This is a genomic window from Corynebacterium sp. ACRPS (assembly GCF_022346005.1).
Classification (GTDB): Bacteria; Actinomycetota; Actinomycetes; order Mycobacteriales; family Mycobacteriaceae; genus Corynebacterium.
In genome coordinates this window covers 1-11998 of record NZ_JAKRMY010000001.1, presented here as the reverse complement: position 1 = coordinate 11998, position 11998 = coordinate 1, and the positions used below count along the sequence as shown (strand labels likewise).

Genomic DNA, 11998 nt, shown 5'->3' with positions numbered 1-11998 from the left:
TATGCACCCGACTTACCATCCCTCGTGGGAACCGGTCCTCGCGCCGGTGCTGGAGCAGCAGTGGCCACGGATATCTCAGGCGCTGGACAATCAGGATTACCTGCCGCCGGCAGAAGACGTGTGCAGGGCATTGCAGATGCCGCTTGACGATGTCCGCGTGCTCATCGTTGGCCAAGACCCCTATCCCACCCCGGGCCACGCGATGGGGATGGCCTTTTCCACCAAGCAGGGGGTTAAACCCCCGCGGTCCCTGGTCAATATTTACCGCGAGCTGTATGACGATGTGGGCGTTCGCGGGCGCGAGGACGGCGATCTAAGCGCCTGGGCCGACCAGGGAGTCTTGCTCCTTAACAGGGTGCTAACCGTGGCACCGGGACAGGCGGGCTCGCACCGGCACATTGGCTGGGAAGAGGTGACCGAAGCCGCCATCCGCGCTCTTAACCGCACCCCGATGGTCGCCATATTATGGGGCCGCGATGCCCAATCCTGCGAGCGCTTCCTCCCCGATGTGCCTTGCATTACCTCCCCGCACCCTTCGCCGCTCTCGGCCAGCCGCGGGTTCTTTGGTTCCCGCCCATTTTCCCGGGCAAACGCCCTTTTGCGGGACCAAGGCGCGCGAGAGATCGCGTGGGACTTGTAAACTATTGCGCATGTCATACCCCAGTACGCTGGACGCTCACGGATTGCGCAATTGGGCGCACCGCGCTGTAGGCGAGCTTTCCCATCGTCGCGCCGAAATCAATGCGCTCAACGTTTTTCCGGTGCCGGATTCTGATACCGGCTCGAATATGGCGCACACCATGGAAGCCGCCGTCGCCGAGGTGGAAAAGGGTGGCGGCGACGTTGCGGCCGCGCTTGCGATGGGCGCCGTGCGCGGGGCGCGGGGAAATTCCGGAATGGTCCTCTCGCAGGTCCTGCGCGGGATCGCGGAGGCCACCGTGGATTCCACCATCGATGGCGCCATCTTTGCCGCCTCCCTCATGCATGCGGTAGAGCTCGTGGACCGAGCCATTGCAGAGCCGGTGGAAGGCACGGTCATCACCGTATTGCGGTGTGCAGCAGAAAAGGCGGAGCACACCGCGCGGCAACCCGAATCTAGTTTTCACGGCGTCGTAGCAGAGACGATTTCGGCTGCCCAGAAAGCTCTTGCGGAAACACCCTCGCAGCTGCCAGAACTGCGTGCAGCCGGGGTCGTGGATGCAGGCGGTGCCGGTTTAGTCATCCTTTTAGAAGCCCTCCTTGCAGAAATTGAAGGAACCACCAGCCACGCACCCGAATCCATGCAAGAGACCGTCACCGAACTCGAGGTGGTCTTCTTTTTCGAAGGTGATAGCGCGGCGCTGAAAGAAAAGATTGCCTCCTTGGGTACGAGCCTGGTCATCGCGCAGGCAGGCGAGGATAGCGCCTCCATCCACATTCATTCCACCCAGGCCGGTGAGGTCATTGAGACCGCCTTTGCCACAGGATCGGTGAGCAACTTGCGCCTAGAGTCCCTTCCGGAAGCCCCGGCAAGGAGCAAAGAGACCGATGCTAGTCATGCGCGCACCGTCTATGCTGCAGTGCCCGCCGGCCCCGTGGCCGAGCTGGTGCAGTCCGCCGGGGTGACGGTGGTTCAACCAGGAGAAACAATCCATGCGGCAGGCCAGGACATCGTGTTATCTAGCGGGCTAGAAGAACACGCAACCGCAGCGCATACAGTAGAAATCTCTTCCCTTGCGGCGGGGCTGGCCGCCATCTCCGTCTATGAGCCGGATAATGCGGATACCGCCGCGGTCGTAGAATCCATGCGCGATGCAGCGCACTCGATGCGGGTGGCGCACCCGGCAGAAGAATCTGCGGCAGCCATCGCTAAGACGTGCCGCCAGCTGCTTACCGCCGGTGGGGAACAGGTGACGGTTATAAGCCCGCTTGCCATCTCGCAAGAAGAGCTGGCAGCAGAGCTAGGCGTCGATGTAGTGGCCTTGCAGGTGCCCGATATTCCTACCGAGATCGGGGTGGAATAGCGATGCTCGGCTGGCAAGATGATCGCCCGTTGACCGATGTCTTGGAGAAAAAAGACGCCACCAAGATCACTAAGGCGCTGGGGTATAAGACCTGCGGGGAGCTCTTAGCGCACTATCCGCGCGATTACATTCGCCATAATCAAGACGTGGGGCTTGGCGATGCCGCCGAGGGCGATATCGTCACCGTAACCGGAACCGTAACGGGAATAACGACCCGCGATACGGGCAAGATCACCATCATCAATGTCCAGCTCGATGGTCATATCGTCGCGACGTTTTTTAATGCCATGTACGTCTTGCGGATGCTCCACCGTGGGCAGCGGGTGATGATGAGCGGAAAATTGAAATATTTCCGCCAGCAGCCCCAGCTGCAGCAACCGGATTTCGTAGAAATCGACGCTTTTGGGCGCCCAGACGGGGAACTCGCAGCCTACCGTGAACAGGCGCCAACGGCGGGGAAGAAAAAGTCCCAGAAGGCAACCGGGTCCCTGCGCAACCTGTCCCAATTCGGGCGGCTCGATAAATTATTGCTCGAGCGGGAATGGATCCCGGTGTATCCCGCCACGGCGAAGATCACCTCGTGGTACCTCATGGGGGCCATCCACTACGTGCTCGCCCACACCCCAACCATTAGGGAACCTTTAGACCAGCAGATGATTATCAGCCTGGATCAAGCGGTGCGCGAAATCCATGAGCCCGGCGCGGCTGGCCCGCAACGCGCGATTCAGCGCCTCAAGTACAACGAGGCGCTTTCCATTGGCCTGGTCATGGCGCTACGCCAGCGCGATGCTCATGCGCACACGGCGCCGACGATGCCTGCAATTTTGGGCGGTTTCCGCGAAGAGTTATTGACCCATCTTCCCTTTGAGCTCACGCAAGGCCAGCGCAGGGTTATTACTGAAATCGACGATGATCTGTCCGGTTCCTTACCCATGATGCGCCTGTTGCAAGGCGAGGTGGGCTCGGGAAAAACCATGGTTGCTACCTGCGCCATGCTGCAGGCCATCGATGCTGGGAGCCAGGCGGCACTACTGGCCCCCACCGAAGTCTTGGCTTCCCAGCACGCGGCCTCCATTGGTACGTCCGTGCCAGAAGGCGTCAAGGTTGTGCTCTTAACCGGTTCCATGCGGACCGCCGAGAAGCGCCAAGCGCTCCTGGATATCGTCTCGGGTGAGGCGAATATCGTCATCGGCACGCATGCCATCATTCAAGAATCCGTCGAGTTCTTCGATTTGGGTTTGGTGATCGTGGATGAGCAGCACCGTTTTGGCGTGGAACAACGCGATAGCCTGCGTTCTAAAACGCGCGAGGGGATTAGCCCCCACGTCTTGGTCATGACGGCAACTCCTATCCCGCGAACCATCGCCATGACGATTTTCGGCGACCTTGCGGTATCGACGCTCGCCGAGCTACCCGGTGGGAGAAAACCGATCCAGTCTGCCGTGGTGGCGGAATGGCGGCCCATATGGGTGGCGCGGGCGCTCGAGCGCATCCGTGAGGAAGTGGCGCATGGGCACCAAGCGTATATCGTCTGTCCGCGCATCGAAGGCGAGGGCGGCGTGCTTGAGTTGGCAGAACAGCTTGCCGCCGGCCCGTTTAAAGGGCTGCGGGTAGATATCTTGCACGGCAAGATGCCAAATAAGGATGAGGTCATGACCTCTTTTGCCCGGGGTGAGATCGATATCTTGGTATCCACCACGGTCATCGAAGTGGGCGTCGATGTTCCCAACGCCACGGTCATGCTCATCCGAGAAGCGGAGAATTTTGGCGTCTCGCAGCTGCACCAATTGCGCGGGCGCGTAGGGCGCGGTGGGAATGCATCGATTTGCCTGATGCATACGAAAGCGGAGGATAACTCGCCCTCGTATCGGCGCATTACCCAGATCGCCCAGACCTCGTCCGGGTTTGACCTTGCGGAATTAGACCTTCGGCAACGCCACGAGGGCGATATCCTGGGTGCGGTGCAGTCTGGTACGCACCGGACGCTGCGGCTGCTCAACCTTGCAGATGACCAAGATATTGTCGAGCGCACCCACGCGGATGCGTATGCCATGGTCCAGCGCAATCCCCAGTTGGCCGAAGAGCTAACGCGGAATCTGAGCCAAAGCGAGCAGGAATACTTGGAGAAAAACTAAGAGGGGATAGGCTATAGGTATGAAAATCTACGCCCCCTTCGCGGGCATCGCTCGCTGCCATGTCGATGTAGGCGAGAAAATTAGCACTGGTCAGGAGCTCGCTACCGTTGAGGCAACGAAGCTGGAATCGCCGGTCGTGTCCCCTGGTCCAGGGACGATTTCGCGCATTGCGGTGGCGGATTTTAGCGATGTTATTGGCGGAGACTTAATTATGGAGATTGGAGAAGCGTAAATGACGCGGATTATTGCAGGCGAAGCACGGGGGCGCACGATTAAAGTTCCGGCAGAGGGAACCCGCCCGACCGCCGATCGCGCGAGGGAAGGCCTCTTTTCCTCGTTGAATGCCCGCTGGGGGTTCCCAGGCTCCAAGGTGCTTGACCTATTCGCTGGTTCCGGCGCCTTGGGCTTGGAGGCATTAAGCCGTGGGGCAGACGAGGCAGTGCTGGTGGAGTCCAACCCTGCGGCGGTCTCCATCATCAAGCACAACATTGGCGTGGTGAAGCATCCTGGTGCCCGCGTGGAGGAACGGAAGGTATCAACGTACTTGGCCAGCGCCCCGCGCGGCTACTTTGATCTGGTTTTAGCCGATCCGCCTTATGCGTTTGATGATGTCCCCGGGCTCATCGCCGCAGTAGAGCCTGTGCTGACGGATAACGCGATGGTGGTCATTGAACGCCACGTTGAATCGCCCGAGACCGACTGGCCAGAAGGGTTTGCGCCGACGGGGCAGAAATTAAAGAAGCGTACCTTCGGCATCGCGCGCATGGATATGGCAGTCTATACCCGTCCCGGTACTGACGATGCCGATGACACCTTAGATAACTAGAGAAAGAGATATTGTATGACCACAGCCGTGTGTCCCGGTTCTTTTGATCCCATCACTCTTGGCCACGTGAATATTTTTGAGCGTGCCAGCGAGATGTTTGATGAGGTTACGGTGCTCGTTACCGGCAACCCAGAAAAGCCTTCCGGGTTATTTAGCGTGCACGAGCGCATGGATCTCATCCGCCAAAGCGTGGATGCGCGCATTAACGTGGACTACTGGTCCGGCCTGCTCGTGGACTATACCTCGCAGCACGGCGTCGACGTTTTGGTCAAGGGGCTGCGTTCTTCCCTGGACTATGAATATGAACTGCCGATGGCCCAGATGAACCGGCGTTTATCTGGCATCGATACGGTCTTTTTGCTTACCGATGAAAAGTACGGCTACATCAGCTCATCGCTGTGCAAACAGGTCGCGCAATTCGGCGGTGAGGTCACCGGGATGCTTCCGGATCCGGTAGTTCAAGCGGTGAAAGAAAAATACCGCCGATGATATTGGCGCTGACTATTTTTGCCGTCGTTGTTGCGGGATCCACGCTGCAACGCGTCTCCGGCATGGGGCTTGGCCTCATCGGCGGGCCCATTCTTATGTTGGTGATGGGCCCAGTAGAAGGCATCCTCGTGATCAACGTCTTGGCGGCGGTCAATGCGCTGCTGACCACGGTGACTGTCCGCCGCAATGTGAGCTGGAGAATGTTCGGGCTCATCGCGCCCGTGATGATTATCGGTTCTCTGGCGGCCGCGGCGTTGATTAGCAAGATCGATACCGCAGGCCTATTGATAGTGGTGGGTGCAGCGCTTCTTATCGCCTTGGCGGTGGTGACCTACGGCGCTAGGTTCGTCCCGCCGATGGAGGGCAAGGGCCCGGCCATTTCTGCGGGCATTCTTGGCGGATTTACCAATACTTTGGCGGGAGTGGCAGGCCCGGTCATTACCGTCTACGCCCAGGCAGCCAAATGGCCGCAAGCCATGTATACAGCGACCTTGCAGCCGATTTTTGTGGTGGGCGGGCTCTTTTCCGTTATCACCAAGACGGCGCTCGGTGCAGCGACATTTGATGGCTTGCCCTGGATCATTTGGCCCGCAGGCATTGCCGGCATGTTTATCGGCATCTGGCTGGGCACGCGCATCGCGCATGTAGTCTCCAGGAATATCGCGCGCGCACTGTCGCTATCGGTAGCAAGCCTCGGTGCACTCAGTGCACTGATTCGCGGCATCGTCACCTACGGTTCCTAGGGCGCGGCCGGCACCGCGCGAAGCCCACCTAAAGCAGGGAGGATAAGAACTCCTTGGTGCGCGGCTGCTGTGGGGTTTCGAGCACTTCAGCCGGGGTACCGGACTCTAGGACTACGCCGCTGTCCATGAAGAAAATTTTATCGGCGACCTCGCGCGCAAAGCCCATCTCATGGGTCACCACGAGCATGGTCATGCCCTGGGCCGCGAGATCCTTCATCACGCGAAGGACCTCGCCGACGAGCTCGGGATCGAGGGCGGAAGTAGGTTCATCGAAAAGCATGAGCTTGGGGTCCATCGCCACGGCGCGAGCAATGGCCACGCGCTGCTGCTGGCCACCGGACAGCTGGACCGGGTAATTATCGGCCTTCGCCGCAAGTCCCACCTCATCTAATAGCTCCATGGCACGCTTCCGGGCCTTATCCTCTGGCATCTTCTTAACCTGCATCGGTGCTTCAATGATGTTTTCAATCACCGTGCGGTGGGGGAAGAGGTTAAAAGACTGGAATACCATGCCGATATCGGAGCGCTGCTGCGCAGCCTGCTTCTCACTGATTTCGTAGAGGATTCCATTCTTTTCGCGGTAACCAATGAGCTCACCATCGACATAAAGGCGGCCCGCCGTGGCCTTATCCAGGTGGTTAACGCAGCGCAGGAAGGTCGACTTACCGGAACCGGAAGGACCTAAAAGGCAGGCAACCTCGCCGGGTTGGACCTCTAAGTCAATACCCTTGAGCACCTCGAATTGCCCGAAGGATTTGTGCACATTCTGGGCGGAAATCATGGGAGTAGTCATTAGTTTTTACCCTCCTGGATTACGGAGACGTTGCGGGGGATAGTACCTTCGGCATCGGCAAGCGCGGCAAGTTGGCGCCCGGTGAGCTCGCGGGTGGCGCCGCGCTCAAAGTGGCGCTCGAGGAAATACTGGCCCACCATGAGCAGGGAAGTAATGACCAAGTACCACGAGGCGGCGACCATCAAGAGCGGAATGGGCTGGAAGAGGGCTGCGGAAATGTCCGTGGCGCGGCCGAAGATCTCGTGGGTATAGGGGATGGCCACCACCAGTGACGAGGTCTTGAGCAGGGAAATGAACTCATTGCCTGTCGGCGGGATGATGATGCGCATCGCCTGCGGCAATACGGTGCGCCGCATGGTCATCCACCAAGACATGCCGAGGGCCTTGGAGGCTTCCTTTTGTCCTTCCGGCACTGAGGAAATGCCCGAGCGCACGATTTCGGCCATATAGGCGGCCTCATTGAGTCCCAAGCCCATGACCGCCAAGAAGAAGGCATTGGTCAACACGCTTTGCAGGGAAACCTCTGCAAAGCCCAAGTTGATGGACTGGTAAATCGCGGAGAGCAAGCCCCAGAAAACCAGCTGGACATAAATCGGGGTGCCGCGAAAAATCCACAAGAAGATCCAGGAAATGGCACGCAGGATGGGATTGGGCGACATGCGCATCACGGCGAGGATGGCGCCGCCTACCACGCCAATGATCATGGACAAGATGGTGATCGCAATCGTATGCAGGGAGGCGATGGCGATGCGCCGGTCAAAGAGATACTGGAAGTACGTATCCCACCCAAAGGCCTCGTTGCGCGCGGAGGCTATGACAAACCACAGGCCGAGGATCAACAGTACAGCGGCAAAAATCCACCGCCAGGGGTGGCGCAGAGGCCGGGCTTCAACCTTGGCGGGTGCCTCCTGCTGTGCCGTAGGGCCGGCTGTGTCTTTGTGCTCGTTAACCATTGATGGGCCTTTCATTAATCATCGCCTGGTCTACTAATCCATCCTCAATTCCCCAGCGGGCCAAGATCTCCGCGTACTCACCGGTATCGATAAGATGCTGGAGGGCTGCAGCCGAGGCCTTGCCCAAGTCCGAGTCCTTCGGAACCGCGAAGCCATAAGGAGAGGCCTGGAACATATCGCCCACTGCGCGCATCTTTCCCTCGGAGCGATTGACCGCCCAAGCCGTTACCGGCGAGTCTGCGGATAGGGCATCGGCGCGGCCCATCAGGACGGCGAGCGCGGCGTTATCCCCAGTGTCATAGGACAAGACGGTGAGATCGCCGTCGCAGGCCTCTTGCTTGGGGCGTACATCGTCGGTCTCGGACACGGTGGTGCGCTGCACGGCGACGGTCAAACCGCAAGGGTTTTGGGGATCGACCATATTGGGGCCATCGACAAGCTCTGCCCACTGGATGCCCGCATAGAGGTGATCCACGAAGTCGAACTCATCGCGGCGATCGGCCGTATCCGTAAACCCGGAGGCTCCCATGTCTATCTGGCCGGACTGTACCGCCGGCAGGATCATGGAGAAGTCTTGCTCCAGGGCCTGGAATTTCAGACCCAGCACCCCGGCTACGGCGCGGGCAAGGTCGAGCTCTACGCCCTGCAGATCTCCGTGGGAGTCCTTGAGCTGAAACGGGGCATAGGGCGGGTTCGTTCCCGCCGTCAGCACGCCGTCATCGTCGTGGTACATCGCGGCGATCTCGGGAACCTCGCTGGTCTGTGGTTCCTCCCAGCCCTCTGGAGTCGAATCCTCCTCGTTGACCACGCACGCGCTCAAGGGGAGTACGCACGCCATAACGACAGCCGTGAGTGGTCGATGATTAATCGCCCAGGGCATTAATATTCCGCCGTCCTTTCCCCAATGGCACGCGCGTTCCTGCGGTCTACGTAGATGAAGACGGACACGATAATGGCACCGAGGATGAAGTATCCGATGATGGCGCCCGAAGAGGCATCCTGGTCTGCACCCCACGGCCACAAGGCGCGCAGGGAGCCCAGCATGAAGCCCGCCATCGCGGCCAAGGTGGGGGCGCGGTGGCTGCTGAGCAAATAGTTGAGCAACTTGATGAAGGCGGCGAGTCCGCACAGGGCGCCTAATGCAAAAACACCCATGGTGCCCAACTCGCGGTCTGATACCGCGCCGATGATCGGCTGGTACAGCCCCATAGTTAGCAAAATGAGCGAACCGGAAATGCCCGGCAGGATTAGCGCGCATACAGCAATCGCTGCCGCAAAGAAGACCACGATGAGGCTCGGGTCATTCTGCGGCTCGGAGGTAAAGCCCGTGACGATGAAAATTACGACCGCAGCAGCGATAAACGCGATGATGGAGGAGGGGGCGGTGCGCTCAGCCTTGGACAACATGGATAGCGGAACGATGATGGAGATGACCACCATGCCTAAAAAGAGTGCGCTGGAGGCAGAGACGTTGTTGTCGACGAAGTTGGATAGGAGCGTGGAAAAGCCAAAGACGGCGATCAGCATGCCGACGGCGACAGAGCCCAGAAAGGACCACTCGACCTTTTTAAAGTTGCCGGAAATGAGGTCATTGGCATTGCGGACGGCGCGCTCATAAATCCCCACGATGAGGGCGACGGTTCCGCCGGAGATGCCGGGAACCAGCTCGGCCATACCGATGAGGGCGCCACGAATGGCGTTCAAAATATAGTGCATAAATTAAAAATCTACCTGGGTATAAGACATGACTGCGGTTGACGGGCCACTCGGGGTGCCAAAAACTCGTGGCTCAAGACCGAACGGCGTGGTGCACCATCGCCCGCGGTGGTTTAAGTCTGCATATCTTTCATTACTTTAACGGTTATCTACCTTATATGAGATGGGCTTGTGCTTAAAGTCTCGAGGGAAGAACGTGTTATTTTGCAACGGCTATGCTTCTCGAGCGTTGTGTAAATATGCAATTCGTGGAAGGATATACGCACAATCGAGGCAGCAGCAAGATAAACAAGGTGGCATGACGAAACCCCGCTTCCTCCGTGGATATTTATCCGGAAGGAAGCGGGGTTGAAATGTGCCTCTGGTGAGACTCGAACTCACACCAACTAACGTAATGTAAGGGTCTGACCAGGGAGTAATTTATGTTGCCACGTTTTGCGACAACGATTTGACAACGCCAATACCCAAAAATCTCACAAAACCAATACTGATAAAAACATCCAAAGTTAGAAAGGAACCCCATTGCGGCAAAAAGTAGCAAAAGGACCTGACCCCTGTTAGGTAGACACCTGATATCCAGCCCGGTTGGGTTGGGAAGAAAGGTAATCTACCACCATGCCTAGGTATTCCTAACACTTCAAACGTGATGCTGTGGCCCTCTGCGAAAATAATGAGGACCTCTCACTTCACGTGGCTTCAGCAGAGCTAGGAGTCAATCGTTCCTCACTTTATTCTTGGATCAAGCAGTACGGCACCGGCAAACGTGCCCGCACGAAGACCCTGCGCGATGAAGCTCAAGTGATGACTGATTCAGAGCGGATCTGTCAGTTAGAAAGAGAGAACGCGAAGCTGCGCGAAGAACGCGACATCCTGCGCAAGGCCGCGAAGTATTTTGCCAAAGAGACACGCTGGTAATCCGCTTCCAGTTTGTCTATGACCACCGAACCGAGTACTCGGCTCACACGGATGTGCCACGTGTTAAAGCTCAATCGATCCTCATTCTACAAATGGCTCAACACCCGCGAAAATCGCAGGTTAAAGACGTGTTCCGATGCTCTTATTGGCGCAAGAATCAAGACCATCTTCGATGATGAGCACGGGCTTTATGGTGCTAAACGCATCGCTGCAAGCCTCAACAACGATTCGGGCATTCGCCCAATCAATCACAAGAAGGTCGCACGCATCATGAAATCCATGGGGCTTAAAGGCTTTTCGAAACAGCGTCGATGCATCACCACTCGGCGTAAGCCTGGCGACCGAGCCATGCCAGATTTAGTAGGCCGCAAATTCACTGCGGACAGGCCCAACCACGTGTACGTAGGCGACATTACGTACCTGCCGTGTAAGGGCGGCAAGAATATGTACCTGGCCACAGTCATCGACGCCTACTCGCGCAAGCTCGTTGGCCATGCACTCGCGGATCGCATGCGGGTATCGCTGGTTATCGAAGCTTTGTCTCATGCTAGAAAGGTCCGCGGAAGCCTTACAGGGGCAATTTTCCATTCCGATTACGGCAGTGTTTACACATCGCAGGCATTTAGGGACCACTGCGCCCAGCTTGGTGTGCGCCAATCCATGGGAGCGGTGGGTACAAGTACCGATAACGCCCTAGCAGAATCGTTTAACGCCGCTTTCAAGCGTGAAGTCCTGCGTGATTGGAAAGTCTTCGAAAGTCCAATCAGCTGCCGCCAGGAAGTCTTCCGGTGGTGCATACGCTACAACACGCGCAGACGACACTCCTGGTGCAACTTTCAAGCCCCCGATGACTTCGAAGCACTTAATTCAGCTACATTGAGCCTAGTAGCATAGCTACCCTCCGACGTGTCTACTTTCCGGGGGTGTTCCTATGTAGTTTGTCAATCTCGCGGGTGGGGTGGACGGGGGCGGATCCCTAACTCGGGATTTTTAGGTGTGTTGTTTTGCGCGCGACTGGTAGCCGACTGGGATTTTTCCAGGCGGCTTGTTTCACTGTTAGGGGTTAAGCTGCTGCGGCTTCTTTTGCGGGGGCGGGGTCGTGGTAATACTCGTAGTTGCGCATCATGGCGTAAAGGACGTTGAGTCGTCTGCGGGCGAGTGCTACTACTGCGGCGTTGTGTCTTTTGCCTTCATTGCGCTTTCGTTCATAGAATTGGCGTGAACGCTCGTGGAATCTGATGGATGCAAAAGATGATTGTCATAGGGCGTTCTTTAGTTTTTGTTGTCGGCTCTATTTAGCGAGACGGACCTGACCCCCAGATGGTGGACACCTTGAAACCAGCATCTCGCTGGGGAAGTGAGGTACCTTTCCACCATGCCACGCAAGACCTACACCGAGCAGTTCAAGCGCGACGCAGTCTCGTT

Annotated in this window: 11 protein-coding genes and 2 pseudogenes; 8 read left to right on the top strand and 5 right to left on the bottom strand. The window is 57.8% G+C overall.

Annotated features, from left to right (window positions below; translation table 11 throughout):
• Window position 1: 1 nt before the first annotated feature.
• Genes MHX65_RS00065 through MHX65_RS00035 form a run of 7 tightly spaced genes read left to right on the top strand, consistent with a single transcriptional unit; the run spans window position 2 to window position 6196 of the window.
• Window positions 2-640: a uracil-DNA glycosylase gene (locus MHX65_RS00065; RefSeq protein WP_239267628.1), complete on the top strand. Its 639-nt coding sequence runs from the start codon at window positions 2-4 to the stop codon at window positions 638-640.
• A gap of 10 nt (window positions 641-650) precedes the next feature.
• Window positions 651-2003 carry a DAK2 domain-containing protein gene (locus MHX65_RS00060; protein ID WP_239267626.1) on the top strand — a complete coding sequence of 451 codons (1353 nt, stop codon included), beginning with the start codon at window positions 651-653 and terminating at the stop codon, window positions 2001-2003.
• A 2-nt stretch (window positions 2004-2005) separates the two neighbouring features.
• Entirely contained in the window at window positions 2006-4138 is a 2133-nt protein-coding gene (locus MHX65_RS00055; protein WP_239267624.1) for an ATP-dependent DNA helicase RecG, read from the top strand.
• 19 nt (window positions 4139-4157) lie between these two features.
• Window positions 4158-4370: an acetyl-CoA carboxylase biotin carboxyl carrier protein subunit gene (locus MHX65_RS00050; RefSeq protein ID WP_239267622.1), complete on the top strand. Its 213-nt coding sequence runs from the start codon at window positions 4158-4160 to the stop codon at window positions 4368-4370.
• On the top strand, window positions 4371-4964 hold the full coding sequence (gene rsmD, locus MHX65_RS00045) for a 16S rRNA (guanine(966)-N(2))-methyltransferase RsmD (protein ID WP_239267620.1): 594 nt from the start codon (window positions 4371-4373) through the stop codon (window positions 4962-4964).
• 15 nt (window positions 4965-4979) lie between these two features.
• Complete coding sequence (coaD, locus tag MHX65_RS00040) at window positions 4980-5453, top strand: pantetheine-phosphate adenylyltransferase (RefSeq protein ID WP_023031110.1); 474 nt, start codon at window positions 4980-4982, stop codon at window positions 5451-5453.
• On the top strand, window positions 5450-6196 hold the full coding sequence (locus MHX65_RS00035; protein ID WP_239267618.1) for a sulfite exporter TauE/SafE family protein: 747 nt from the start codon (window positions 5450-5452) through the stop codon (window positions 6194-6196). The genes coaD and MHX65_RS00035 overlap by 4 nt, the downstream gene beginning before the upstream one ends.
• Before the next feature lie 28 nt (window positions 6197-6224).
• Here MHX65_RS00035 and MHX65_RS00030 read toward each other — a convergent pair whose 3' ends face one another.
• From MHX65_RS00030 to MHX65_RS00015, 4 genes are read right to left on the bottom strand one after another with little or no spacing between them, the layout of a single operon-like run.
• Complete coding sequence (locus MHX65_RS00030; protein WP_284849490.1) at window positions 6225-6989, bottom strand: amino acid ABC transporter ATP-binding protein; 765 nt, start codon at window positions 6987-6989, stop codon at window positions 6225-6227.
• Window positions 6989-7942, bottom strand: coding sequence for an amino acid ABC transporter permease (locus tag MHX65_RS00025; protein ID WP_239267978.1), 954 nt, complete (start codon window positions 7940-7942; stop codon window positions 6989-6991). The genes MHX65_RS00030 and MHX65_RS00025 overlap by 1 nt, the downstream gene beginning before the upstream one ends.
• The gene (locus tag MHX65_RS00020; protein ID WP_239267616.1) at window positions 7935-8822 is read right to left on the bottom strand and encodes an ABC transporter substrate-binding protein; all 888 of its coding nucleotides are present in this window, start codon (window positions 8820-8822) and stop codon (window positions 7935-7937) included. The genes MHX65_RS00025 and MHX65_RS00020 overlap by 8 nt, the downstream gene beginning before the upstream one ends.
• Window positions 8822-9658, bottom strand: coding sequence for a DUF368 domain-containing protein (locus tag MHX65_RS00015; RefSeq protein WP_239267614.1), 837 nt, complete (start codon window positions 9656-9658; stop codon window positions 8822-8824). The genes MHX65_RS00020 and MHX65_RS00015 overlap by 1 nt, the downstream gene beginning before the upstream one ends.
• A gap of 636 nt (window positions 9659-10294) precedes the next feature.
• Between MHX65_RS00015 and MHX65_RS00010 the strand changes: the two are divergent.
• Window positions 10295-11467: pseudogene (locus MHX65_RS00010) on the top strand (IS3 family transposase); the annotation flags it as partial.
• Window positions 11468-11636: 169 nt separating this feature from the next.
• Here MHX65_RS00010 and MHX65_RS00005 read toward each other — a convergent pair.
• Window positions 11637-11828, bottom strand: a pseudogene (locus tag MHX65_RS00005) (IS110 family transposase); the annotation flags it as partial.
• Window positions 11829-11998 lie beyond the last annotated feature (170 nt).